This window comes from Aliirhizobium cellulosilyticum, from assembly GCF_014198105.1.
Taxonomy (GTDB): Bacteria; Pseudomonadota; Alphaproteobacteria; order Rhizobiales; family Rhizobiaceae; genus Neorhizobium; species Neorhizobium cellulosilyticum.
Window position 1 is genome coordinate 1,162,516 of record NZ_JACIGW010000002.1, and the last position, 25,643, is coordinate 1,188,158.

The following is a 25,643-nucleotide window of genomic DNA, read 5'->3' on the forward strand; positions in this document are numbered from 1 at the left end:
CTACGGACGCACTCTGCAGTGCCTTCAACGGTTTTGATTATCCGCTAAATGGCATTGAGCAAGCTGTGGAAAAGATGACCTCAAGGACTTGGTAATATAAGCAAACAACTTATTCCCCCTTGTCGAGCCATCCAGACCGGCGAATCTTAGGCATCTCTGCAAATTGGGCGAAGCGTCTCCATCCGCGCTACGTCCCCCACAGCGAAACCATACTAATCCAGCATCAAGATAGTGGTTTGCTCGTCAGCAGGAGGAAGATGGAATGGATTTGTCAGGCCGACAGCAGCCTCCGACAAAACCTCACACCCCAATCTTCACCCCACATTAACCATATCTGCCAACAATAGGCCCCGCGCATCATGAGGGTGCGGCCAGAGCCATTATCGGCTCGCAGCCGAACAGGTTCCCTTAAGAATGCCCGTCATCACTTTCGCCAATACCAAGGGCGGCGCCGGCAAGACGACTGCGGTGCTTTTGCTTGCAACCGAGCTTGCACAGGTCGGTTACCGCGTGACCGTGCTCGATGCCGATCCGCAGCGCTGGATCTCGCGCTGGCACCAGCTTTCGCCCGGCCTGCCGCGCCTCAACGTGATTTCCTATGTGACGCAGGCATCGATCGAGCGGCATATCGCCGACAACCGCTACACGACGGATTATTTCATCGTCGACCTTCCGGGCGCGCAGAGCCCGCTGCTAGCCAAGGCGATCGGCCTTTCCGACCATGTGCTGATCCCGATCCAGGGCTGCGCCATGGATGCCCAGGGCGGCGCGAACGTGCTGGAACTCCTGCGCTTCCTCGATGACAAGGCAGGCATCAAGGTTCCGCATTCGGTGGTGCTCACCCGCGTCAACTCGATGGTGACGACGCGCGCGCTTCTGGCTGTCAAAATGCTGCTTCTGGAACGGGGCGTCGAGGTGCTCGGCACGCCGATCATCGAACGCGCCGCCTTCCGCGATATCTTCGATCTCGGCGGCACGCTGCACACGATGGACGAAAGCCGGATCAGCAATCTCGACAAGGCAAGGCAGAACGCCCGCAATTTCGCGCTCGAAATGCTGCGGCACGTGCCGCTCCGGGGCACCAAGCCGATTTCGGAGCAAACGACCGCCCGCCGTTTCTGGCAGGCGGCCTGATCGAGCTTTTAAGCTTTCACCTTGATCTGCAGCTTGACGTCGGACGCATGTCCGGCGGCAGCACGCTCGAAGGCGGCGATCGATTCCTTGAAATCGAACGTGCCGGTGATCAAAGGCTTGAGGTCGACCTTGCCCGAGGCGATCAGTTCCAGCGCCCGGTCAAAGATGTTGGCGTAACGGAAGACGGTCTCGATGCGCACTTCCTTGGAGATCGCGCTTGCCACGTCGAACGGCACCGGCTCAACGGGCAGGCCGACCAGAACGAAGGCGCCGCCGGGCCGCACGAGATCAAACATGCCCTGATAGGCCCTGGGGCTGCCGCTTGCCTCGAACACGACATCGACGCCCCAGCCGGACGTTTCCTCTGCAATCACATCGGCAAACGACTGCTCACGAACATTGACCGGGATGATGCCCGGATATTGCGCGGCGATCTTCAGTTTGTCGGCGCTCAGATCCGAAACGAACACGCGGGCGCAGCCGCCGGCCAGAGCCGCCAGCGCCACCATGATGCCGATCGGGCCGGCGCCGATGACGGCCGCCACATCGCCCGGCTGCAATCTGGCGCGGGTCGCCGCCTGCATACCGATCGCAAAAGGCTCGACCATTGCGCCTTCTTCGAAAGACACATTGTCGGGTAGCTTGTAGGTGAAGGCGGCGGGGTGGACGGTATAGGGTGCGAGCACACCATGGATCGGCGGTGTGGCCCAGAAGCGCACGTCAGGATCGACATTATAAAGGCCGAGTTTCGAGGCCCGCGACGAAAGGTTCGGGATGCCCGGCTCCATGCAGACACGGTCGCCGACCTTGAGGTTCTTCACCTCCGAGCCAATCTCGACCACCGTTCCGGCAGCCTCGTGGCCCAGCACCATTGGCTCGCGCAGCACATAGGGGCCGATCGCACCGTGAGTGTAATAGTGCACGTCGCTGCCGCAGACGCCGACGGTGTCGATCTCGATCTTCACGTCGCCCGGCCCAACCTCCAGCGGAAGATCGATCTCCCTCAGCGCCAGCTTGCCTTTTTGCTCCAGTACAAGAGCCTGCATTTCGTTTTCCTTCCCTATTGCCCGGAACCGCCCGGCCGCCGTTTCGGCAGGCCAGGTCATGGGGTGTTCATTCCAGCCTCGACAACCATAACCGTGCAAAAGCAGTTATGCGACTGGGCTTGATTGACAAATGAGAAATATTTCAGGGAGCAAACTTTTGCTCATTTCCCTTGTGCCGCATGAAAAAATGCGCCTCGCCTGACAGCTATCATCTTTATAGAAGTCGGCGGTAGCAGGTGGCCAGCCAGTTCCTATATTGGACCCGGCGCAAGCCGCTTTTATGGCGCGATGAGCAAGGACAGATTTCGATGACCGATAAATCCCCCGCCGACAATTTCCCCGCAGGCTACGAACCTTCAAAGGTCTGGACCTGGGAAAAGGGTAATGGCGGCCAGTTTGCCAATATCAACCGGCCGATCGCCGGCCCGACCCAGACCAAGGAACTGCCGGTCGGAAAACACCCGCTGCAGCTTTATTCGCTCGGCACGCCGAACGGCGTCAAGGTGACGATCCTGCTCGAAGAGCTTCTGGCGGCAGGCCATCCCGGCGCCGAATACGATGCCTGGCTGATCAGGATCGGTGAGGGCGACCAGTTCGGTTCGGGCTTCGTCGATATCAATCCGAACTCGAAGATCCCGGCATTGACGGACCATGCGCCCAGGGATGGCGGCAAACCCATCCGCCTGTTCGAATCGGCTTCGATCATGACCTATCTGGCGGAAAAATTCGGCGCCTTCCTGCCGACCGATGTTCGCACGCGGGCCGAAACGCTGAACTGGCTGTTCTGGCAGATGGGCTCGGCGCCCTTCGTCGGCGGCGGGTTCGGCCATTTTTATGCCTATGCACCGATCAAGATCAAATATGCGATCGACCGCTACGCGATGGAAACAAAGCGCCAGCTCGACGTGCTCGACCGGCATCTTGCCGAAAACCAGTTCATGGCAGGCAAGGAATACACGATTGCCGACATGGCGATCTGGCCGTGGTACGGCAATCTGGCGCTCGGCCAGGCCTATGGCGATGCCGGTGACTTTCTCGACGTTCAGAGTTATACGCACCTGCAGCGCTGGACGGCGGAAGTTTTCGCCCGGCCGGCGGTAAAGCGTGGGCGCATGGTCAACCGCATGTCGGGTGATCCCTCCGAACAGCTGCACGAGCGTCACGACGCTGCCGATTTCGACACCAAGACGGCCGATAAGGTCGCAAAAACGTAAAGGACCGAGACATGGCAAACCTGCCCGAAATGACCAAACATCGCGGTTTTCCGGGCGGCCTGCCAGGGACTGGAACCCAGTTCACCATCCGTCGCGCCAATCCCAAGGGGGTCACGCCGCTCAAGGCCATCCCCCGTAAGGCGCGGCCGGGCACCAAGGAACACCGCGTCGATGCGGCCTTCCTGCATGCACTCTGGTTCTATTTCGGCGACCAGCCCTTCGAGCGCGGCAATCTCGATGCCGCGCGGCTCTGCCTGCTCTTCGGCCGTGAAGTGATGCCGGCGGACAAGGATTTCGATCCGCTGTCCTACGAGTCGCTGCTCGTCATCAACGAAAAAGTCGCCCGCCAGAACTTTCCGGAAAGCTTCGACGAGATTTTTGAAGTCTGAGGCAGCCCTTCACGGGGCTGCCCGCAACTCACTTCTGTAATCAAGCCGGCCATGCGGCCTGCAGGCTGCGGGTGCGCGCCACCCAGACCGCGCCTTCCTTGGCGTGGTGAAAACCGTTGGCGAGCGGGGCTGCGGCGTAGAGCTGCCGAAGTTTTGCAACACCTGCATCCGCATCCACCGCTCCGTCCAGAACAGCACGATGCAGTTTTGCCACCGCCACCATGTCGCAATCCTGCGGCGACAGGCGGAACGAGCGCACCCCGGCTTCGACCAGATGATCCAGTTCGCCCAGCAGTGACTGGCAGGCATGCGACACGGTCTGCACGCCGTTCAGCGCCAGGAAGGACTGTCGGTCGAGCGTGCGCACCGGCAGCCCATCGGGATCTTCACCGCAGACGAACTGGCAATTGTCCTTGATCTTGCCCTTGGAACGGGCATGGGCGCAGCGTGCGGAAATGGCGAGCGGCATGCGGCCGAAGGCAAAGACCTCGAAATCGATATCCGGCAATTCGGCGACGATTTCCTTCACCGACGAGAAAGGCAGTTCCGGCGGCAGACAGATGCGTTTTGCGCCTCGGCCGGCCAGCAGCCTTGCGGTCGGCGCGTTATAGACATTGACCAGCGGCCCGATCGTATGCGGCTTGTCTTTCAGGATCGCCAGCGCCGAAAGATCATTGGCTTCCATCAGGTGCTCGCTTACCTCAGCCATTTCGCGGATCTGCTTGCTCTCGCGGTTGAGCGTCACCAGCGCCAGCGTCGACAGGATCACCGTCTTGCCGGCATTTTCCAGACGCTCCACCACCTCGGCCAGATGCGGCTCGATGAAATGCTGGCGTTTCGAACAGACGGTCTCGCCGATCACCACCCGATCGACCGGTGCCTCGTCGGCGATGCGGAAGTGAAAGTCCCGCCACTTTTCCGCATTCCAGAGATAATAGACCGGCCCGAGCGTCAGGCTGGTTTTTTTCATATCGGTCATGACGCTTATCTCCAGCGTTTCTCGTAGGCGCCGGACGTCGTTTTCTGTCCTTCGCTCATGGTCCGCAGGCGCGCCAGAAGCGGCGCGCGGCGATCCGGCGGGCTGTTCAGCGCCGCCTTTATGGTCGACACGACTTCGGCCACATAGGCCTTGCCGCGCTGCCGGCCTTCGATCTTCAGCGCCTTGACGCCGGCGGCTTTCAACGCTTCCAGTTCCCCCATCACGTCGAGCGAGACCGGATCCTCGAAGGCATACCCATTGCTGTCGGCAATATCGAACCGGCCCTTACAGAGCGTTGGGTAACCGGCCGCCTCGCCTGCCGGAAAGCGGTTGATGGTGAACTCGCCGAGTTCGGACACCAGTTCGCCGCCATCCTTGCGATAGCGCACATGGCTTGCCGGCGAACAGACGCCGTTCATGTTCGGCGATTTGCCCGTCGCGTAGGACGAGAGCGAACAGCGGCCTTCCGCCATGACGCAGAGCCCGCCGAAAACGAAGACCTCCATTTCGCAGCGGATATTCTTGCCGATCCGGGCGATGTCGGCGATCGTCAAGGTGCGCGGCAGCACGACGCGCTGGGCGTTGAAGGCATCGACGAGGAAATTGATCGCGTCGGGATTGGAGGCTGAGGCCTGGACCGAGACATGCAGCCTCTGCTGCGGATATTTTTCCGCCACATGCGCCATCAGGCCGAAATCCGCCAGAATAAGCGCATCGGCGCCAAGCGCCACTGCATCAGCCGCGCCCCTGTACCAAATCTCCTCTGCACCTGCGCGCATAAAAGTGTTGAGCGCCACGAAGGTCTGGGTGCCCTTGCGCTTGGCATAGGCGATCGCTTCCCGCAGTTCCTCGCGGGAGAAATTCAGGCCGGGGAAATTGCGGGCATTGGTTTCGTCACGAAAACCGCAATAGACGGCATCGGCACCGGCATCGACGGCCTCGTGAAAGGCTGCCGGCGTGCCTGCGGGGCAGATCAGTTCCATGCTGCGGCTTCTCCTGCGGGCCTGTTTTGATCCTTCAGCGCACGGTCACGGATCTCGCCGATCACCCGCCTTGCAATCGGCGCCAGCGGACCGGCAAGCTTCGCCAGATCCTTCTGCAGATCGATATTGCTGGCATCGAGCGCATTGCGCATGGCCAGCATCGCTTCCATGTCTCCGGTCACCGAAAGATCACGCGAGAAAAACAGCGCATCGGCATCACAACGCCCTTCCATCAGGCCTAAAAGCAGGAAAAGCGGTGCCTCTGTCACCGCATCCGCCTCGATTTCCACCGGCTTGCGCAGCACCGAGATCTCTTCCCTACCCGGCACCACGACAAAGGCAAGCGGCAGATCGGTCGGCAAAAAGGCGAAGCGTTTGTCCCCATGTTCGTCCAGCCGTTCGAACAGGCCCGGATGCGCCTTTGAAATACGGCCGAACATCAGCCTGCAGATCCGCTCGATCAGCGGGATCGGGATCATATGGAGTGGCGCGGAAAGAATAGGCGGTATCAGCATGGGCGGACGACATTTTTCGTTTCAGGGTTCCATGGAAGGTAAATCCCTCGTCCGCAAAACCACTTGAGCTATGACAAGGACGATTGGAAAATCTCTCGGCACAGAAAGGCATGACCCAACAAACCGCCTCCGCCCGAGCCTTGACCCCAGCCCTCAGGCGCCATGACGACCTGCAGCATTTTGCCCGGGAACTCGAAAATCGCGGGTTGTTGAAGCGGATATCCCGGCCGGTCAGCCTGGTGCACGAGGTGACGGAAATTCACCGCCGCGTCCTTCAAGACGGTGGCCCGGCCCTGTGGTTCGAAAAGCCGGTCGATGCGGATGGCAACGTCGTCCAAATCCCGCTTCTCGCCAATCTGTTCGGCACGCGCGAGCGGATCGAACTCGGTTTCGGGCTGGAGCCGGGCAGGATCGGTGACCTGGCAAAGCTTCTGGGAGAGTTGCGCGAACCCAAGCCACCGGCATCGCTTAAAGATGCGGTCGGCAAATTGCCGATGCTGCGCTCCGCATTGTCGCTCGGCGTGCGCCGCCAGACCAGCTGGGCGCGCAGCCAGGAACAGCTGCTGATCGGCGACGAGATCGACCTCAACAAACTGCCGATCCAGTGGTGCTGGCCGGGCGAACCCGCGCCGCTCGTCACCTGGCCGCTCGTCGTTACCCGCGGCTTCGAGGACGAGAACGACGTCAATCTCGGCGTCTACCGGATGCAAAAGCTCGGCCGCGACCGGCTGATCATGCGCTGGCTTGCGCATCGCGGCGGCGCAGGACACCACCGGCAATGGCAGAAGGCCGGGCAGGACATGCCGGTCGCGATTGCCATCGGTGCCGACCCGCAGACCATTCTTTCCGCCGTCATGCCCTTGCCTGAAGGGATGAGCGAACTTTCCTTCGCCGGTGTGCTGCGCCGTCGCCGCAGCCGTGTCGTCAAGGCGAAAACCCAGCCGCTTTACGTTCCAGCCAATGCGGAAATCATCATCGAAGGCACGGTCTCGGCGTCCGAGATGGCCGATGAGGGGCCCTACGGCGACCATACCGGCTATTACAATGCCGTCGATCGTTTCCCGGTCATGCAGGTGACCGCGATCACCATGCGCAAGAAGCCCGTCTATCTGTCGACCTATACCGGCCGGCCGCCGGACGAACCGTCGGTTATGGGCGAGGCGATGAACGAGCTTTTCATCCCGCTGGTGAAAAAGCAGTTCCCGGAAATCGTCGACCTGTGGCTACCACCGGAAGCCTGTTCCTACCGCGCCATCGTCGTGTCGATCGACAAGCGTTACCCCGGCCAGGCGCGGCGGATCATGCTTGGCCTCTGGTCGATGCTGCCGCAGTTCAGCTATACCAAACTGATCATCGCGGTCGATCCCGACGTCAATGTGCGCAGCTGGCCGGACGTCATCTGGGCGCTGTCCACCCGGTTCGACGCCTCGCGCGACATGGTGGTGCTCGACAATACGCCGATCGACTATCTCGACTTCGCCTCGCCGAAACACGGCCTCGGCGGCAAGCTCGGCCTCGATGCAACCGACAAGATCGGCGCGGAGACCGACCGCGAATGGGGTCGGGTTCTCACCATGACACCCGAGGTCAGGGACCGCGTTTCAGCCATGTGGAGCGAACTCGGCCTCGGCCCTGCCGGAGAAAACCCGTGAAGCGCGTTGTGCTCGGCGTCGCCGGAGCCTCGGGAGCGGCGATCGCGATGCGGATCGGCGAGCTGCTTGCAAACCTCCCGGATGTGGAGCTGCATCTCGTCGTCTCCGACGCAGGAAAACGAACGATCGCCCATGAACTCGGCCCGGATGCGCTCGGCAATCTCGCCAAACTCGCAAGACACATTTACTCGGCTAATGATATCGGAGCCACGATCGCCAGCGGCTCGTTCAAGACGGCTGGCATGATCGTCGCGCCCTGCTCCATGCGGTCGCTTGCAGCAATCGCCACCGGCCTTTCAGACAATCTCCTCACCCGTGCCGCTGACGTGCACCTCAAGGAACGGCGAAAGCTGATCCTGCTCGCCCGCGAAACACCGCTGCATCTCGGCCATCTTCGCAACATGGTCGCGGTCACCGAGATGGGAGCGACCATCATGCCTCCCGTCCCCGCCTTCTACCGGCGCCCGGAAACCATCGCCGACATCGTCACTCACATCGCCGCCCGCGCCATCGACCAGCTTGATCTCGGACAGTCGCCACTTGCCGTCGAATGGGACGGCAATGCCTGAGGGAAACGCGCAGACACAAGCGCCTTTCGACTATTTCCGCATCGCCTTTTTCTTGGCCGCACTCACCGCCATCCGGGCGATCGCCTTCCCCTCGGAGATCTGGCAGGGCGATTATTCTCGTCACGCCAACGAGTTGATCTTCGGTTTCATGCTGGTGCAATTGTTCGGCTTCATGCTGAAAGCGCTGCCGCGCTGGGTCGGTCGGCCGATCCTTGCACCGCCGTTGATCCGGCTGTTTCTTTTCGCCCAGGCAATCGCCTTTCTGCTCGGCATCTACGATCTCGTCCTCGGCGCGCAGCTTCGGTCGCTCATCGGCCTTGCGGCTGTCATTGCCCTTTCCGTCACGACGATCCGGGCACGGGCAATCATGGCCTTTCCGCTGCTGGCGCTTGCCAGCGCCCATGCAGGCACCGGCGTCATTGCAGCCTTCGATCTCTGGCCGGGCGCCACCATGCTCGGCTTCTGCCTGATCCTTGCGATCTGTTTCGAGGTCGGCAACCGCATTTTCCCGATGGTTATCGATTCCGGCCGCACGCGCGACGGCCGTCCATCGCGACCGCTTCCGGCGAAATGGATTTCTCTCACCCAGCGGATCAGCAGCCTGCTGACATTGCTTCTCTGGGCCTTCGACCTCCCCTATGCGCTTGCAGCTGCACTCGCCAGCATCAGCGGAATCATCTGGCTCGCTCAAATTGCGCCCTGGCATGCCTTCCAATATGGCGGCGTGCGCTTCATGAGTTTCGCAATGCTGTCGAAACGCGTCGGTTTTCTGCTTCTTGCGATACAGGCATGGCCGGGAAGCACGATGCCGCTTGCCGTGCCTCAGCATGTTCTGGCAATCGGCGGGCTCGCCTCGCTTGCCGTCGCGATTGCCACATCGATGGTCAGAAAGCGCAACGGCCAGTCTTTTCAGCGCTCGTTCCTCGGCACGACAACCTATCTCTGCCTTGCCGGCGCACTCGCGCTGCGTGTCGCTTACGCGCTCTATCCCGAGCATGGGCTTGGCCTGCTTCACGGTGCACAGGGTTTCTGGCTTGCCGGGTTTGCGGGTTATGCGGTGCTTGTACTGCGCCGACGCAACACACCCAATTGCTCGCATTGATTTCGGGCTCGCTTATTGAGACGATGAGGAAATGGCGCTCGACCCTGGAAACGCCGAAGAGGAGTTGAACCCGATGCCGCTCCCATTCTTCCTCCAAATGGCAAAACTGCCCGATCCCTTCGACTGGCTGAAACCGCGCTGGCTCAAGCGGTGGACAAACCGTCAAAAAGCGCGAAATGCCATCCTTCACAATTCCCGCAAGCCCAAGCTGACGCCGGAAGAAGCACGCCGCGATCATCGAGAGATGCTGCGGTTTCTCGGGCTCAATGCGCTTCTCGGCATTTCCATCGGCATCAGCGTCGGCATTGCCCTGATCGCGCTCGATATCGGCGGCCTGAGGGGGCTTATCATGCGGGCAACAAACCCGATCCTGCCGCTTTTCCTCGTGCTGGTGCCCTTTGCCTGCCTGTTTGGCGGGGCGGCTGCGGCCTCTGCCATTCTCACGCTTCCCTATGAAAGCAAGTTTCAGGAAGACGAGGAGGACAAGTCCGAGGACGAACCCGCATCCCGTTGAATTCTGATCGGCAGACGGTCGGCACAAGGGTGGGTTTGTAGATGCAAATCAGCTATCGGTCACTGATCACCGATATCAGGCTGGCATGGAAACCTCGCTCTATCTCCCCGTCAAACGGTTCCTCGAAACTTGCGGCTATTCGGTCAAGGGAGAGATCGGCGGCTGCGATGTCATAGGCTTAAGCGAAGGCGACCCGACCGTAATGGTCGTCTGCGAGCTGAAACTCAGCTTCAATCTCGAACTGATCCTGCAGGCGGTCGACCGCGCGAGTTCGGCCGACGAAGTGTGGATCGCCGCCCGTGTCTCGGCAAAGGGCCGCGGCCGGGAGGCCGACAAGCGTTACCGCGATCTCTGCCGCCGGCTCGGCATCGGCATGCTCGGCGTGTCGGACAAGGGAGAGGTCAGCATCCTCGTCAGCTCCGTCTCGCCGATGCCGCGCACCAATCCGAAACGGCGCACCAAGCTCATCAAGGAGCACCGCAAACGACAGGGCGACCCGGCGCTTGGCGGCTCGACCAAGGTCCCGATCATGACCGCCTATCGTCAGCAGGCGCTCGCCTGTGCCGCGGCACTTGTAGACGGCCCACTCCGGCCGCGCGATCTCAAAGCCATCACGCCCAAGGCTGGCGCGATGCTGCGCGACAACTATTACGGCTGGTTTGAGAAGATCGACAAAGGCGTCTATGGCCTAAGCGGGGATGGTGCGAAGGCGGTGGAGACCCTGGTGCCTGCAAAAGTTGAAGCAGAATCCTTTGCGGAGTCGGCGCTTCAGGAAAAAAACCTCTAAAATCATTTCCTCAATCGTCCCCGCTCTCTCATCCCATGCCTACAATCCCTCCGTTCCGTCACGGATACACCGGCAGTCGTGCCGGCGAGGCGGGATCGGTTCTGGTGATGGAGGGAGGACGTAAATCTCCACCGCCGGGGTCCGCGGAAAATGGTCTCCCTCCGACGACACGGGGGAGGCGGTGAGGTTTCGGACCGGACCTTTCCGCTTCTGTTGCCCGAACGGCGCGTCGGATGTGCCTGTGCGGCACACATGGTGGCCTGAAGGATGGTTTCGCCGGGCTTTTAAAGTCCGCCCGTGAAAGCGGGAAACCCGGCGGTAAAGGATCATCCGGCAAGGCCACGGCAGAGGGACCGGAGTCGCGGATAAAAACTGCCGAACGGGGCGCTGAGAGGTGTCACCTATAAACTTAAACTAAGAGGCAGCTTTCAGCGCCCCGTCCAAGTTCTATATTGATCACCACGGCGTTTCTAAAACGCGCGTGAACGAAACCGCATGTTCAGGAGGAAACCGGTGTCGGATAACAGCTCGAAGCCGCATCAGCAGGCCAATAAGAAAGATTGGGAAACGCTTGCCGAAAAGGAACTGAAGGCATCGCCCGAAACGCTGACCTGGCATACGGCGGAAGGGATCGACATCAAGCCGCTTTACACGGCGGCGGATCTTCAAGGCATCGATCACCTTGATACGATGCCGGGTATCAGACCATTCGTGCGCGGACCGCGCGCCACCATGTATGCCGGAAGACCCTGGACAATCCGCCAATATGCCGGCTTTTCCACCGCCGAAGCCTCCAACGCATTCTATCGCCGCAATCTCGCCGCCGGCCAGAAGGGTCTTTCCGTCGCCTTCGACCTTGCCACCCATCGCGGTTACGATTCGGATCATCCGCGCGTCGAGGGCGATGTCGGCAAGGCAGGCGTGGCGATCGACAGTGTCGAGGACATGAAGATCCTGTTCGACGGTATTCCGCTGAAAGACATGTCGGTGTCTATGACGATGAACGGCGCGGTCATACCGATCCTCGCCTCCTTCATCGTTGCCGGCGAAGAACAGGGATGCGCGCGCTCGGAACTTTCGGGTACGATCCAGAACGACATCCTCAAGGAGTTCATGGTCCGCAACACCTACATCTACCCGCCCGAACCCTCGATGCGGATCGTTGCCGATATTATCGAATATACTGCGAAGGAAATGCCGCGCTTCAACTCCATCTCGATCTCCGGCTATCACATGCAGGAGGCCGGTGCGACGCTTGTACAGGAACTGGCCTTCACGCTGGCCGATGGTCGCGAATATGTGCGGGCGGCACTCGCCAAGGGGCTGAATGTCGATGATTTCGCCGGACGCCTGTCCTTCTTTTTCGCCATCGGCATGAATTTCTTCATGGAAGCGGCAAAGCTCAGGGCCGCGCGCCTGCTCTGGTCGCGGATCATGCAAGAGTTCGAACCGAAAAAGGCATCATCATTGATGCTTCGAACCCATTGCCAGACATCCGGCGTCTCGCTGCAGGAACAGGACCCTTACAACAACGTCATCCGCACGGCCTATGAGGCGCTGTCTGCCGTTCTCGGCGGCACGCAATCGCTGCATACCAACGCGCTGGACGAGGCGATGGCGCTGCCGACGGATTTTTCCGCCCGCATCGCCCGCAACACCCAGTTGATTCTTCAGCACGAAACGGGGGTCACCAAGGTCGTCGATCCGCTGGCCGGGTCCTATTACGTCGAAAGCCTGACCAACGAGCTGGCGGAAAAAGCCTGGGAGCTGATCGAAGAGGTCGAGAAACTCGGCGGCATGACCAAGGCGGTTGCCGATGGCCTGCCCAAACGCCTGATCGAGGAGGCGGCAACACTGCGCCAGGCCAAGGTCGACCGGGGACAAGAGATCATCGTCGGCGTCAACAAGTTCCGGCTGGAGAACGAAGACGATATCGACATTCTGGCGATCGATAATTCGGCCGTGCGCAAGTCGCAGATAGATCGGTTGGAAAAGGTTCGCCGCCAGCGCGATCCGAAACGGGTCGAAGAGACGCTGGCCGCCCTTTCCGAAGTTGCGAAATCCGGCACCGGCAATCTGCTGGAAGCCGCAGTCGAGGCGGCGCGCGCGCGCGCCACAGTCGGCGAAATATCCGATGCTATGCGCCAATCCTTCGGCGATCATGCCGCCGTGCCGGAAGTGGTGGGTGATATCTACGGCCCGGCCTATAGCGACGATCCGGAATACAAGACGATCGTGAGCCGGCTATCCGATTACGGGAAATCGACCGGCAAGCCGAAGATCCTCGTCGCCAAGCTCGGCCAGGATGGGCACGACCGCGGTGCCAAGGTGATTGCTTCGGCCTTCGGCGATATCGGCTTCGAAGTGCTGGCCGGCCCGCTGTTCCAGACGCCGGAAGAAGCGGCCGATCTGGCGGTGAAGGAAAAGGTGCAGGTCGTCGGCATGTCGTCGCTTGCGGCCGGCCACCGGACGCTTGCGCCGCAACTGGTGGAAGCGCTGAAGAACAAGGGTGCAGAAAACATTATCGTCGTGGTCGGCGGCGTCATTCCGCGGCAAGATTACGAGTATCTGCTGCAAAACGGCGTCGCAGCCGTATTCGGACCCGGCACCAACGTCCTCGATGCAGCGAATTCGATCATCGACCTGCTCGAAGGCAAAAGGAGGAATGCGGTCGCCTGACCGTCAGGGCTTGGAAAAGCTCTTGCGGAACACGATCTGCGGGATGACCCGCTCACAGGCGCGCGGCTCGTCCGGGTTCTGCTGCCGCCGGTCGAGCAGCATCACGGCGCGCGCCGCGATCGCTGCCGGATCCTGCCGGAACGTGGTGAGGCCGTAACTCAGCCATGCCGCCTCCGGCACGTCGTCAAAGCCGATCAGTGCCACGTCATCCGGCACCGACAAGCCGAACTCCTGACGGATCACATCCATCGCGCCGAATGCCAGAAGGTCGTTGGCGCAGAAGATCGCGTCGGGACGCTCGCCTTCGAAAAACAAGGTGCGAGCCGCGATGATGCCGCTGTCATAGTCGGAATCGCGACCATGGGCGATCCGGACCTCGAAGCCCAAAGCGTGGGCGGCGGCAACGAATGCATTTTCGCGTTCGGCAATGCTGGGCGTGGCGGACCGGGAGCCGATGACCGCCAGCCGCCGGCGTCCGGCGGCGATGAAAGTGTCCGCCGCGTCCCGCGAAGCCTCGGCGTTGCCGGCGAGAACGCGGTCGGCATCGGGCTCGGAGCGGCCGATGACGACAAGCGGCTGGCCGTTGCGCTGGGCAAGTTCGAAAAAACTCGCCGGCGGCGAGCCGGACAAGATGACGGTTGCTTCCGCGCGATGGCCGATCAACATTTTTTGGGCGGCCAGAAGCTCTTCTTCTGTCTCGCCGGTATTGATGAGGACGGGAATGGAGCCGCGGCGAATGAGCGCCTTGGTCAGTGCCGCCGTCAGATGCGCACGAAAACCGATTTCCGGCTTGGTCGCCACCACGCCGACTAGCCGGCTCTGGTTGGCAAGCACACCGCGGGCAAGATCGTTGACGTGGTAACCGAGTTCCTCGGCCGCTTTCAAAACCTTCTCGCGGGTCGCGGGTGCAACGCTTGCGCCTTCCGTGAAGGTTCGCGATACGGCTGAACGCGAAACACCCGCGAGCTGCGCCACCTGTTCAGCGCTGACAAAGCGCATTTTCCTGTCGTCTCTCATGCTACATTTCACGCCTGTTTGCTGCACAGCCGTGCAGACCGCGTGAAATGTCTTAAAGACCGACATTTACAGTGACATGACAGTCGGCCACGAAAAAAGGCCTATGTGATCGCGAGCGCATCCTTCAGCGCCACGCCTTGCTTCGGCTGCAGGTCGAGATCGGCTTCGATGTGGTCGATATGATGCAGCATAAGGTCGGCTGCACGTTTGGCATCACCGCGTTCGATCAGGTCGAGAATGGCAAAATGTTCGCTGTGGCCGCAGCTCGACACGCCGGAGCGGCCGTAAAGCGCAATGACCAGCGATGAGCGCGCCACGAGTTCATCCATGAAGCGCTGCAGGATTGTATTGCCGGCAACGGAGGCCAGCATGAGATGGAAATCGCCAGATGCCTTGATTTCCGCCCGTCTTGCTGCCGGGCCGCGCTCGTTCATGTAACGCTCTTCCTCGACCAGCTGTTCGCGAAAACGGGCGATGTCTTCCGCCGTGATCCGCTCGGCGGCACCGGTAACGATGCCCGGCTCGATCAGGCGACGGGATGCAAAAATCTGCCGCGCCTCATCCGGCGTCGGGTTCGAAACGAAGGCACCGCGGTTACGCTCGGTCTTCACAAGCCCTTCGAAAGTGAGCATCTGCAGGGCGGCGCGTGCCACCGTGCGGCTGACGTCGAAAAGCGCGCCAACTTCCGCTTCCGACAGTTTCGTCCCCGGTGCCAACCGCCGGTCTATAATGGCGTTGCGCAAGGATTCGCGGATCGCCATCGAGCGGTCTTCAGTCAAGGTATCGGGAGAAGGAGAGGTCTTTTCGAGCAAGGTCATAGGTTTTCGTCCGGCATGCCCTTGTTCTAACGCGTTGCAGGGGCCTCTGCATAGTGGGATGTTTTGCAATCCCAGATTCAGATTGCATACAATTTGAACAGGCGATCGAAAACTATCGCTGCAATTTTGCGCAACCGCAAATATCGAAAGACGCCGCGATCGAAAATATCGTTGATCTTCAAAGGAGAATTGAACTGGCACGGCTCCTGCATCACCAAGATAATCGCAGGAGAATGCCTATGAGCAAAGCCGCTGAAATAGACATCGTATCCGTCTCCAAGATCTATGGCGCCACCACGGCCGTTCATGAGATCAGCCTGAAGATCCCGGGCGGCACCTATTGCTGCCTGCTCGGTCCTTCGGGCTGCGGCAAGACCTCGACGCTTCGGATGATCGCCGGGCACGAAAGCATCTCGACCGGCGATATCCGTCTCGGCAACGCCGTCGTCACCGACCTGCCGCCGGCCAGGCGTGGCACGGCGATGATGTTCCAATCCTATGCGCTATTTCCGCATTTCGACCTCGTCGACAATGTCGCCTTTTCGCTGAAGATGAAGGGCGTCGAAAAGGACGAGCGCCGCGCCAAGGCGCTCGACATGCTGAAGCTGATGCAGCTCGAAGCCTATGCGACGCGCCGCCCGGCGCAGCTTTCCGGCGGCCAGCAGCAGCGCGTGGCGCTTGCCCGCGCTCTGATCACCGATCCGGAAGCGCTGCTGCTCGACGAACCGCTTTCGGCGCTCGATCCGTTCTTGAAAATCCGCATGCGGGCTGAACTGAAAAAGCTGCAGACCTCGCTCGGCATCACCTTCGTGCATGTGACCCACAGCCAGGAAGAGGCGATGGCGCTGGCCGATATCATCGTCATCATGAATGACGGGCGCATCGAGCAGGCCGCCCATCCACGCACCGTGTTCGAGCGGCCGGCCACCGCCTTCGTCGCAAAATTCATGGGCGACCATAACGTGATTTCCGGCCGTGTGACGAAAAGCGAAGGCGACGCACTGATGATCTCGGTGCCGGCCGGCGGTGATTTTCTCGCTATCGGCGCCGATATTGTCGGGCTGGCCGACACGGCTGACATTGCCGTGCGCACCGATCACGTGCGTGTCGCGCCGGCCACGGAGGCGGGGCTGGGCTTTACCGGTTCGGTCTCCAATGTCGAATATCGCGGCTCTTCGGTGAAGCTCACCGTCAATGGGGCCGGTGTGGAGGATTTTACCGCCATCCTCAGCGACAAGGACTTTTTCGCCAACCCGGTGAAGGTGGGCGACGCGATTCCGCTCAGTTGGGAGCGTCAGGACGCTCTCGTACTGGGGCGGCTGAAGCATTGAAACATAACAATAAACCTCAAGAGGAGAACTGACATGACGGACACCACCAAGACGACGAAGGGCATTTCCCGCCGCTCGCTTTTGAAAACGGCATCGGCTGCTGCCGGTCTTGCGGCCGGTTCGGGCGCGATTACCGGCTTCCCGACAATCTGGGCGCAGAACCCGATCACGCTTCGCCAGTTCGGCACCGGGGTTTCGAACCTCAATGCGATCGCCGAGAAGTGCAAGGCCGATCTCGGCATCACGCTCGAAATGACGGCAACGGATTCGGATGCCGCCGCCCAGCGCGCCGTCACCCAGCCGAAGTCCTATGACATCGCCGATATCGAATACTGGATTCTGAAGAAGGTCTATGCCGCCGGCGTAATCCAGCCGATGGATACGAAGAAGCTGAAATATTACGACAAGGTCGTGCCGCTGTTCAAAAACGGCAAGCTCAAGCCCGACAGCGTCATCGCCCAGGGTACTGCACCGCATACGGTCGGTTTCGTCGAAAAGCCAGGCGACAAGACCTTTGCCAAGGAAGAGACCCAGTATTTCACCATGATGCCGACGATCTACAATGCCGATACGCTCGGCATTCGTCCGGACCTGGTCGGTCGCGAGATCACCACTTGGGCCGATATCATGGACCCGAAGTTCAAGGGCAAGACCTCGATCCTCAACATCCCGTCGATCGGCATCATGGATGCCGCGATGATCATGGAAGCGCTCGGCAACATCAAATATGCCGACAAGGGCAACATGACCAAGGAAGAGATCGACAAGACGATCGACTTCCTGATCAAGGCCAAGCAGGACGGCCAGTTCCGCGCCTTCTGGAAGTCATTCGACGAGTCGGTCAACCTTATGGCTTCGGGCGAAGTGATCATCCAGTCCATGTGGTCGCCGGCGGTTGCCGCCGTGCGTTCCAAGGGCATCGCCTGCAAATACCAGCCGCTCAAGGAAGGCTATCGCTCGTGGGGTGGCGGTCTCGGCCTTGCTGCGCACCTGACCGGCGCACAGCTCGATGCAGCCTATGAATATATCAACTGGTACACATCCGGTTGGGTCGGCGCCTATCTCAACCGCCAGGGCTATTATTCCGCCTGCATGGAAACCGCCAAGGAACACATGTCGGCCGACGAATGGGGCTACTGGATCGAAGGCAAGGCCGCGGCCGGCGATATCGTCGCACCGGACGGCAAGGTCATGGAAAAGGCCGGCGCCGTGCGCGACGGCGGCTCTTTCGAGGAACGCATGGGCCATGTCGCCTGCTGGAACTCCGTCATGGACGAAGACCGCTACATGGTCCGCCGCTGGAACGAGTTCATCGCGGCTTAAAAGTCTGTGGCAGCGCCAAAAAGCTGCCCCTCACCCTAGCCCTCTCCCCGTTTACGGGGAGAGGGGACGTGCCTCGCTCGACGCTGGCGAAGAATGGGAGACATCACGGCTTGCCACCTTCTCCCCGCTTGCGGGGAGAAGGTGCCGGCAGACTGATGAGGGGCACTTGCTCCGACAAAACTGGCAGTTCCCGAGGGAGAATATGCAATGGCGACGATCACATCGACGGATACCGAAAATGCGGGGCGGGTTCGCAGACAGGGCTTTCGGCTGTCGCTTGCCGTCGTCTCATATCTGCAGGCGATTCCGCTGACGTTGATCCTCGGCTTCTTTCTCCTGTTGCCGATCCTGATGATCGCAGTCGTCAGCTTCTGGGACTACGACTTCGCCCAGATGTATCCCGACTTCCTGACGATGAACTATGCCGAAACGCTCGGTTCATGGGTTACCTGGAAGACCTATCTCAATACGCTGAAATATGCCGTGCTGGTCTGGGCGATCACCCTGTTCATCGGTTTCTGGGTCGCCTATTTCCTCGCCTTTCACATCCGCACGACATCGATGCAGATGGTGCTGTTCCTGATCTGCACCGTGCCGTTCCTGACATCGAACATCATCCGGATGATCTCGTGGATCCCGGTTCTCGGGCGAAACGGGCTGATCAACTCGGCGCTGGTGGGGTCCGGGGTAATTTCGGAGCCCGTGGAATGGCTGCTCTATTCCGATTTCGCCGTCGTGCTCGCCATGGTGCATCTCTACACGCTGTTCATGGTGACGCCGATCTTCAACACGCTGATGCGCATCGACAAATCGCTGGTCGAGGCGGCACGCGATGCCGGCGCCTCTTCCTGGCAGATCCTGTCAAACGTCATCATTCCGCTTGCCAAGCCCGGCATGGCGATCGGCACGATCTTTGTCGTGACGCTGGTCATGGCCGATTTCTCCACCGTGCAGGTCATGTCCGGCGGGCAGAGCGCGTCCGTGGCGCTGATGATGAAAAACCAGATGTCGCTGCTGCAATACCCCGCCGCCGCCGCCAATGCCGTGGTGCTGCTGGTACTCGTGCTGATGATGGTCGCCGGCATCCTGCGGATCGTCGATATCCGGAAGGAGCTTTAAAGATGTACCGCGAAAAACGCTCCCGGGAATTCTACCTTCTCGCCATCTTCTTTGCCGTCTTCGTGCTTTTCCTCTATGGGCCGCTGTCGGCGATCCTGATCCTGTCCTTCCAAGGGCCGAATGGCGGCCTGACCTTCCCGCTCAACGGGGTGTCGCTGCGCTGGTTCGCCAACCTGTTCGAGACCCAGGCGGTGGGCGATTTCGGCGGCTCGTTCCGCCGCTCGGCGATGCTCGGTATCATGGTGATGCTGGTGACCGTCATCGTGTCGCTTCTGGCAGGGCTTGCCTTCCGGCGAAAATTCATCGGCGCGACGGCACTGTTCTATCTGGCGGTCGCAAGCCTCGTCGTACCCTCGATCATCGTTTCGCTCGGCATCGGCGTGCTGTTCAGCCAGCTCGGCCTGCAACCGGCCTGGTATTCATCGGCCTTCGGCGCGCATCTGACCTGGACGCTGCCTTTCGGCGTGCTGATCATGTTCGCGGTGTTCAACCGCTTCTCGCCAGCTTACGAGGAAGCGGCGCGGGACCTTGGAGCATCCTCCTGGCAGACATTCTCGAATGTCGTATTGCCGATGATCGCGCCGAGCCTGATCGGCGTCGGCCTGTTCGGCTTCACGCTTTCCTATGACGAATTTGCCCGCACATTGATGACATCAGGCTCGTTCAACACGTTGCCGCTGGAAATCTACGGCATGACGACCAATGTGACGACGCCGGTGCTTTATGCGCTCGGCACGGTCACCACGGTCTTTTCCTTCCTGGTGATTGCCGGCACGCTCGGCCTGATCGTCCATCTCAACCGCCGCAGACAGCGGAGCTGACATGCAGCCCATGCGCATTCTCGTCGTCAATCCGAACACGACCGCAAGCATGACCGCAACGATCGCCGATAGCGCCCGCCGCGTTGCGGGGCGCGAGACGGAAATCGTCGCCGTGACCTCATCGATGGGACCGGTTTCGATCGAAGGTTATTATGACGAGGTTTTCGCCATTCCCGGTCTGCTCAAGGAGATTGCCATCGGCGAAAGAGAAGGCATAGATGCCGTCGTCATCGCCTGCTTCGACGATACCGGGCTTGATGCGGCACGCGCGCTTGCCGATGTACCGGTGATCGGCATTTGCGAGGCGGCGGTCTCGGCCACCGCCTTCATAGCCCAGAAGTTCACCGTGGTGACGACGATGGAACGCTCACGGCTGCCGCTCGAACATCTCGTGCATCGCTATGGCATGTCGTCGCGTTGCAAGGTGCGCGCCGCCGACATTCCCGTGCTTTCGCTGGAAGATCCGAACTCCAACGCCCGCGACCGGTTGCGCAGCGAAATTGCGCTTGCTTTGAAGGAAGATCGGGCGGAAGCGATCGTGCTCGGTTGCGCCGGCATGGCGGACCTTACGGCCGAATTGAGGGCCGAATTCGGCGTGCCGGTGGTGGATGGCGTTGCCGCCGCAGTGAAACAGGCGGAATCACTTGTGACATTGGGCCTGTCGACCGCCAAGCGCGGTGCCTATGCGACACCGATTTCAAAATCCTATCGCGGCATGCTGGAAGTTTTCGAACCGACCCGGCTGACGTGCTTATGAGTGAGGTCGTGATCCGTCCGCTCGATCTCAAGGAAATCGAGACACTGATCGGCTGGGCGAAAGCCGAGGGATGGAATCCCGGACTTGCCGATGCGGCACCATTTCAGGCCACCGATGCGCAAGGCTTTATCGGCTGTTTCGTCGATGGCGTTATGACTGCGGGCATTTCCGCGGTTCGCTATGGTTCGACATTCGGTTTTATCGGTCTTTATATCGCCCATCCGGATTTTCGCGGGCGCGGTTACGGACGGCTGGTGTGGGATGCAGGCATGGCGCATCTGACAAGCCGCACGATCGGGCTGGATGGTGTGCCCGAGCAGCAGGCCAATTATCGATCCATGGGGTTCGCGCCCGATTACGAGACCTTTCGCTGGAGCGGGACACTCGAAGGCCGGTCTCATCCGCGGGTCAGTCCGTTCGAAGAGGCTCATCTTCTGGCCCTGATCGAATTCGACAGGCGGTATTTTGCCGAAAGCCGCCCGGAATTCCTGAAGACGTGGCTGGATGTTCCGAGGCAGGCGAAGGTGTTCGTTCGCAACGGCATCATCGCCGGTTATGCCGTCACGCGCCAATGCCATGAGGGTTACAAGATCGGGCCGATCCTTGCTGTGGATTTCGGCGTGGCGAGGGATTTGCTGTTTGCCTGCGCGATGGAGGCGAAAGGCGATGTTCTGCATATCGACGTGCCCGCCACCCAGATCGAATTTTCCGGGTTTCTCGATGGAGAAGGTTTCGTGCGTGGTTTCCAGACGACCCGGATGTATCGCGGGACACCGCCGTCTTTCGATACTGCCGGTGTTTTCGGGGTAACGACGCTGGAACTCGGCTGACGTTTGCTCAAGATAACTTGATAATTTATTGAAGGTTTCTTTTTGAGCCTACTTGCCTGCCCGGCGCAGCCACGATAGGTCAGATCCATATTGTCGAGCATAGGCTCGGCACGTAAGCGTTCACGTCAATCAACGCGCAGGATCGATTGGAGGACCAACGGTCTGCGCGGTCATGTCCGGCAGGCCTTCAGTTCTCCTCCCGACAACAGGACAATTGATGGACACCTCAGCGACGACCTCTTCCCCGATCTATCCCGTTATCGAGCGCGTTCGCCACGAACTCAAGCGACGTGAGCTTAAAGTCGATACGGTCGATCGCATCACGCCGCATATGCTGCGCATCACCCTCAGCGGAGAATCCCTGTCTGATTTCGCCAGTCTCGGTGCCGATGACCATGTGAAAGTGGTGGTGCCGGGCGCCAATGGCGAGATGGAAATGCGGGATTACACGCCGCGCTCCTATGACAATGAAACCGGCAGGCTGGTGCTGGATTTCGCCGTACATGAGGCAGGGCCGGCAACCAGATGGGCGATGGAGGCAAAACCCGGATCGACCGTGATGATTGCCGGGCCGCGCGGCTCTGCCGTCATTACCGGCGTCAGTAAATGGGTTCTGGTCGGCGACGAGACCGCTCTGCCGGCAATCGGCCGCCTGATCGAAGAGGCCAAGACAGGTGACGTGATCACGGCTATCGGCGCGGTGACGGATGAGAGCGAGGAGCAGCAGTTTTCGGGTGCCGCAGATCTCACAACACGCTGGGTGCATCGCCCGGCTTCATCGGTCACCGATCCCCTGCCGATCATAACCGTACTCGATACAATAGAGCTGACGGCCGATACATTCGTCTGGGTGGCAGCGGAAGCATCCGTCGCCCGCGCGATCAAGACCTATCTGACGACAAACCGCAACCACCCGCTTCCGTGGCTGAAGGCAGCCGGCTATTGGACCCGCGGTGCCGCCGATACCAGCATCAAGACGATCGATTGAAGAAAAAAAGGGGAGCCACAGCTCCCCTTCCTTTTCGTAACTCGGCCGATCAGGCTGTCGGCTGTTTTGTCTTGCGCAGATAGGGCAGGACGGTATCGAAGGAGCCGAAACGCTGGATGGCGTCTTCATTGGAGACGGCAGCGGTGATGATGACATCCTCGCCCTGTTTCCAGTTCGCCGGCGTGGCGACCTGGTGTTTGGCAGTCAGCTGGATACTGTCGATCGCACGCAATATTTCATCAAAGTTGCGACCTGTCGTCATCGGGTAGGTGAGGACGAGCTTGATCTTCTTGTCCGGGCCGATGACGAAAACCGAGCGGACGGTTGCGTTATCGGCAGGCGTGCGGCCTTCCGAGCTGTCGCCGGCGCCCGCCGGAAGCATGTCGTAAAGCTTGGCGACCTTCAAATCCTTGTCGCCGATCAGCGGGTAGTCGACATCGAAACCGGTGGCGGTGCGAATGTCGCCCTTCCACTTCTCATGGCTTTCGACCGGATCGACCGAAATGCCGATGATCCTGACGCCACGCTTGGCAAATTCGCCGGCAAGGCCTGCCATCGTGCCGAGTTCGGTGGTGCAGACGGGGGTGAAATTCTTGGGGTGCGAAAACAGGACCGCGTAATTGTCACCGATCCAGTCGTGGAAAGAGATCGGGCCCTTGGACGTGTCGGCCTGAAAATCGGGTGCGATATCGTTGATGCGTAGGCTCATCTTTACTCTCCATTTTGTGGGTGGATTGAACCGTAAAGCCGAATGAAAGAGGAGCTTGAACATGCTCCATAAACTGCCGGCTATGAAAATAAACAGGCGTGGATCGGGTAAAAGCGGCAGGATAATTCCCGGCAAGCGCCGTCAGGTCAACTCCCTCTTTTCAAGGGGTTTCTAAACTTTCGCATGAAAACCGCCGCAATGGCTTTCGGAAAAGCGATTGCGGCTATCATTCATGCGCCCGGATGATATCCAGAAACGCGTCGCCATAACGTTCCAGTTTCGTCTGCCCGATACCGGAGACTTCGAGCATGGCGTCATGGCTCGTGGGCTTGCGTTTTGCGAGGCCGACCAGCGTCGTGTCGGCAAACACGACATAGGGCGGAATGGACAATTCCTTGGCGATCTCCGTCCGCCTCCTGCGCAGGGCCTCGAACAGGATGGCATCCGCCTCGTCCAGGTCGGCGCGAGCGCCTTTCGCGCTTGTTGAAAGATTTCTGTCCGCTTTGCGGCCGGTCGGGCGATCCTTGCGGAAACGGACTTCCCGCTCGTGCCGGAACACGGCCCGCGCCTCCGGTTCCAGCTTCAGCGCACCGAAGGCGTCGTGGTCGACCCTTATCAGGCCTGCGGCGAGAAGCTGGCGATAGACCGATTGCCAGGTCCTCAAGGGTAAGTCCTTGCCCGCGCCGAAAACCGGCATTTCGGTGTGGCCGAAACGCTGGGTCTTTTCGTTGTCATTGCCGATGAGGACATCAATGAGATGGCCTGTGCCAAAACGCTCGCCGGTCCGGTAAATGGCTGCCAGCGCCTTGATCGCCGCTTCCGTTCCGTCCCAGGTATCCACCGGTTTCAGGCAGGTATCGCAATTGCCGCAGCCACCCGCATGCGGCTCGCCGAAATGCGCAAGGATCGCCTGCCGGCGGCAGCCTGCGGTTTCGCAAATGCCGAGAAGCGCGTTCAGCTTGGCCCGTTCGACGCGCTTGACCTCATCTGCTGAATTTCCGCCATCGATCATCCGCCCGCGCTGGATGACATCCGCCATGCCATAGGCCATCCAGACCTCGGAGGGCAGGCCATCACGGCCGGCGCGACCGGTTTCCTGGTAATAGGCCTCGACCGAGCCCGGAAGATCGAGATGCGCGACATAACGCACATTCGGCTTGTCGATGCCCATGCCGAAGGCGACGGTGGCGACGAGGCAGAGCTCTTCCTCTTTGAGAAACGCATCCTGATGCCTATCGCGGATATCGCGCTCGAGGCCGGCATGATAGGGCAGTGCGTAGATACCCTGATCATTCAACCAATCGGCCGTCTCTTCCACCTTGGCGCGAGACAGGCAATAAACGATGCCGCTCGAACCCTTGTGGCGTGACAGGAACTGCAAAAGCTGCTGACGCGGCTGGTTTCTCTCGACGATCTCATAGGAAATATTCGGCCGATCGAAGGATGAGGTGAAGACGCGTGCATCGCCGAGGCCCAAGCGTTCGATGATGTCGTCGCGCGTATGCGGATCGGCGGTCGCCGTCAGCGCCATGCGGGGCACGCCGGGATATAGCGTGGCAAGCGTACCGAGTTCACGATATTCGGGACGAAAATCATGGCCCCATTGGGAGACGCAGTGGGCCTCGTCGATGGCGAACAGAGAAACTTTGGCATTACCGATCAGGTCGCGAAACCCTTGAGTGACGATCCGTTCCGGCGTGACATAAAGAAGATCGAGCGTGCCGCTGGCCAGATCGCGGCGAACCTCACCGAATTCTTCGCGCGACAAGGACGAGTTGACGGCGGCAGCCCGTATGCCGACCTGCCTCAATGCCTCCACTTGGTCGCGCATCAGGGCGATCAGTGGCGAAACGACAATACCGACGCCGTCCCGACAAAGGGCGGGTACCTGGAAACACAGCGATTTGCCCGCACCGGTCGGAAACAGCACGACGGCGTCGCCTCCACCAACCACATGATCGATCACGTGTGCCTGCTGCCCACGAAAGGCCGGATAACCATAGATCCTTCGCAGCACTTCCAGCGGATTTTTGCGCCCATGGCCGCCTGTAGGCATGACGGATCCGCTTTGCATGTCCTGAATGTTCCCTCGCTTTCATGGCTTGGGTACTATGGCACAGGCTGCGATACAACGGCGAGCTTTCGGTTAGTGAGAAAGCGGCGGATAAGACCATCCTCGGTGACTGTCGTGTTATTCTTGTCGTCGGCGGAGTACAGTGACCGTTGGCATCTTTTTGCCAGCCGTGCGTAATTTGGTTTTGCATTGGATAATTTTGGTTGCGGGGGCAGGATTTGAACCTGCGGCCTTCAGGTTATGAGCCTGACGAGCTACCGGGCTGCTCCACCCCGCGCCAAGCGCAAACCTTT

The 25,643-nt window shown here is 60.2% G+C and carries 24 protein-coding genes and 1 tRNA gene; 16 read left to right on the top strand and 9 right to left on the bottom strand.

Features of this window, described 5'->3' with window-relative positions:
* Window positions 1-414: 414 nt before the first annotated feature.
* Window positions 415-1,134, top strand: coding sequence for a ParA family protein (locus GGE33_RS14435; protein WP_183823997.1), 720 nt, complete (start codon window positions 415-417; stop codon window positions 1,132-1,134).
* A gap of 8 nt (window positions 1,135-1,142) precedes the next feature.
* Here the strand turns inward: GGE33_RS14435 and GGE33_RS14440 are convergent, their stop codons facing one another.
* A complete protein-coding gene (locus GGE33_RS14440) occupies window positions 1,143-2,180 on the bottom strand; it encodes an NAD(P)-dependent alcohol dehydrogenase (protein ID WP_183823999.1) in 1,038 nt (345 codons plus the stop codon).
* Window positions 2,181-2,488: 308 nt separating this feature from the next.
* On the opposite strand from GGE33_RS14440, the gene yghU reads away from it, so the two are divergent.
* Both yghU and GGE33_RS14450 read left to right on the top strand, forming a co-directional pair.
* The gene (yghU, locus tag GGE33_RS14445) at window positions 2,489-3,394 is read left to right on the top strand and encodes a glutathione-dependent disulfide-bond oxidoreductase (protein WP_183824001.1); all 906 of its coding nucleotides are present in this window, start codon (window positions 2,489-2,491) and stop codon (window positions 3,392-3,394) included.
* Between the two features lie 11 nt (window positions 3,395-3,405).
* Window positions 3,406-3,783 (top strand): hypothetical protein, encoded by a 378-nt coding sequence (locus tag GGE33_RS14450; protein WP_148148581.1) that lies wholly within the window; start codon window positions 3,406-3,408, stop codon window positions 3,781-3,783.
* 40 nt (window positions 3,784-3,823) lie between these two features.
* On the opposite strand, the gene ubiV is transcribed toward GGE33_RS14450, so the two are convergent.
* From ubiV to ubiT, 3 genes are read right to left on the bottom strand one after another with little or no spacing between them, the layout of a single operon-like run.
* Entirely contained in the window at window positions 3,824-4,762 is a 939-nt protein-coding gene (gene ubiV, locus GGE33_RS14455) for a ubiquinone anaerobic biosynthesis protein UbiV (protein WP_246435996.1), read from the bottom strand.
* A gap of 5 nt (window positions 4,763-4,767) precedes the next feature.
* Window positions 4,768-5,745 carry a ubiquinone anaerobic biosynthesis protein UbiU gene (gene ubiU, locus GGE33_RS14460; protein WP_183824003.1) on the bottom strand — a complete coding sequence of 326 codons (978 nt, stop codon included), beginning with the start codon at window positions 5,743-5,745 and terminating at the stop codon, window positions 4,768-4,770.
* Window positions 5,736-6,260: a ubiquinone anaerobic biosynthesis accessory factor UbiT gene (gene ubiT / locus GGE33_RS14465; RefSeq protein WP_183824005.1), complete on the bottom strand. Its 525-nt coding sequence runs from the start codon at window positions 6,258-6,260 to the stop codon at window positions 5,736-5,738. The genes ubiU and ubiT overlap by 10 nt, the downstream gene beginning before the upstream one ends.
* 110 nt (window positions 6,261-6,370) lie before the next feature.
* Between ubiT and GGE33_RS14470 the strand changes: the two genes are divergently transcribed.
* The 6 genes from GGE33_RS14470 (at window position 6,371) to scpA (ending at window position 13,563) form a co-directional block, all read left to right on the top strand.
* Entirely contained in the window at window positions 6,371-7,912 is a 1,542-nt protein-coding gene (locus GGE33_RS14470) for a UbiD family decarboxylase (protein WP_183824007.1), read from the top strand.
* Window positions 7,909-8,481, top strand: a complete 573-nt coding sequence (locus GGE33_RS14475; RefSeq protein WP_343062443.1) for a UbiX family flavin prenyltransferase — start codon at window positions 7,909-7,911, stop codon at window positions 8,479-8,481. Before GGE33_RS14470 ends, GGE33_RS14475 begins: the two co-directional genes overlap by 4 nt.
* Window positions 8,474-9,583, top strand: a complete 1,110-nt coding sequence (locus tag GGE33_RS14480; RefSeq protein ID WP_183824011.1) for an NnrS family protein — start codon at window positions 8,474-8,476, stop codon at window positions 9,581-9,583. The genes GGE33_RS14475 and GGE33_RS14480 overlap by 8 nt, the downstream gene beginning before the upstream one ends.
* Window positions 9,584-9,614: 31 nt before the next feature.
* Complete coding sequence (locus tag GGE33_RS27500) at window positions 9,615-10,097, top strand: hypothetical protein (protein WP_246435999.1); 483 nt, start codon at window positions 9,615-9,617, stop codon at window positions 10,095-10,097.
* An 85-nt stretch (window positions 10,098-10,182) separates the two neighbouring features.
* A complete protein-coding gene (locus GGE33_RS14490) occupies window positions 10,183-10,884 on the top strand; it encodes a DUF2161 domain-containing phosphodiesterase (RefSeq protein ID WP_183824013.1) in 702 nt (233 codons plus the stop codon).
* Between the two features lie 513 nt (window positions 10,885-11,397).
* Window positions 11,398-13,563 (top strand): methylmalonyl-CoA mutase, encoded by a 2,166-nt coding sequence (scpA, locus tag GGE33_RS14495; protein ID WP_343062444.1) that lies wholly within the window; start codon window positions 11,398-11,400, stop codon window positions 13,561-13,563.
* Window positions 13,564-13,566: 3 nt separating this feature from the next.
* Here the strand turns inward: scpA and GGE33_RS14500 are convergent, their stop codons facing one another.
* Both GGE33_RS14500 and GGE33_RS14505 read right to left on the bottom strand, forming a co-directional pair.
* Entirely contained in the window at window positions 13,567-14,562 is a 996-nt protein-coding gene (locus GGE33_RS14500; protein WP_183824018.1) for a LacI family DNA-binding transcriptional regulator, read from the bottom strand.
* Between the two features lie 119 nt (window positions 14,563-14,681).
* Window positions 14,682-15,398, bottom strand: coding sequence for a GntR family transcriptional regulator (locus tag GGE33_RS14505; RefSeq protein WP_183824020.1), 717 nt, complete (start codon window positions 15,396-15,398; stop codon window positions 14,682-14,684).
* Between the two features lie 239 nt (window positions 15,399-15,637).
* Here GGE33_RS14505 and GGE33_RS14510 point away from each other — a divergent pair, with 239 nt between their 5' ends.
* From GGE33_RS14510 to GGE33_RS14540, 7 genes are all read left to right on the top strand, one after another.
* Window positions 15,638-16,729 carry an ABC transporter ATP-binding protein gene (locus GGE33_RS14510; protein ID WP_183824022.1) on the top strand — a complete coding sequence of 364 codons (1,092 nt, stop codon included), beginning with the start codon at window positions 15,638-15,640 and terminating at the stop codon, window positions 16,727-16,729.
* A 33-nt stretch (window positions 16,730-16,762) separates the two neighbouring features.
* Complete coding sequence (locus GGE33_RS14515) at window positions 16,763-18,052, top strand: ABC transporter substrate-binding protein (protein ID WP_183824024.1); 1,290 nt, start codon at window positions 16,763-16,765, stop codon at window positions 18,050-18,052.
* Window positions 18,053-18,259: 207 nt separating this feature from the next.
* Window positions 18,260-19,171 (top strand): ABC transporter permease, encoded by a 912-nt coding sequence (locus GGE33_RS14520; RefSeq protein ID WP_148148593.1) that lies wholly within the window; start codon window positions 18,260-18,262, stop codon window positions 19,169-19,171.
* A 2-nt stretch (window positions 19,172-19,173) separates the two neighbouring features.
* Window positions 19,174-19,992 carry an ABC transporter permease gene (locus GGE33_RS14525; RefSeq protein ID WP_183824026.1) on the top strand — a complete coding sequence of 273 codons (819 nt, stop codon included), beginning with the start codon at window positions 19,174-19,176 and terminating at the stop codon, window positions 19,990-19,992.
* A 10-nt stretch (window positions 19,993-20,002) separates the two neighbouring features.
* Window positions 20,003-20,749, top strand: a complete 747-nt coding sequence (locus GGE33_RS14530) for an aspartate/glutamate racemase family protein (RefSeq protein WP_183824181.1) — start codon at window positions 20,003-20,005, stop codon at window positions 20,747-20,749.
* Window positions 20,746-21,579 (top strand): GNAT family N-acetyltransferase, encoded by an 834-nt coding sequence (locus tag GGE33_RS14535; RefSeq protein ID WP_183824028.1) that lies wholly within the window; start codon window positions 20,746-20,748, stop codon window positions 21,577-21,579. The genes GGE33_RS14530 and GGE33_RS14535 overlap by 4 nt, the downstream gene beginning before the upstream one ends.
* 217 nt (window positions 21,580-21,796) lie before the next feature.
* The gene (locus GGE33_RS14540; protein WP_183824030.1) at window positions 21,797-22,567 is read left to right on the top strand and encodes a siderophore-interacting protein; all 771 of its coding nucleotides are present in this window, start codon (window positions 21,797-21,799) and stop codon (window positions 22,565-22,567) included.
* 49 nt (window positions 22,568-22,616) lie between these two features.
* Here GGE33_RS14540 and GGE33_RS14545 read toward each other — a convergent pair whose 3' ends face one another.
* The 3 genes from GGE33_RS14545 to GGE33_RS14555 all read right to left on the bottom strand — a co-directional run bounded on the left by GGE33_RS14545 (window position 22,617) and on the right by GGE33_RS14555 (window position 25,627).
* Window positions 22,617-23,276: a peroxiredoxin gene (locus tag GGE33_RS14545; RefSeq protein ID WP_183824032.1), complete on the bottom strand. Its 660-nt coding sequence runs from the start codon at window positions 23,274-23,276 to the stop codon at window positions 22,617-22,619.
* A 226-nt stretch (window positions 23,277-23,502) separates the two neighbouring features.
* Entirely contained in the window at window positions 23,503-25,332 is a 1,830-nt protein-coding gene (gene recQ, locus GGE33_RS14550) for a DNA helicase RecQ (RefSeq protein WP_394353666.1), read from the bottom strand.
* Between the two features lie 218 nt (window positions 25,333-25,550).
* Window positions 25,551-25,627: transfer RNA gene (locus GGE33_RS14555), tRNA-Met, on the bottom strand.
* Window positions 25,628-25,643 lie beyond the last annotated feature (16 nt).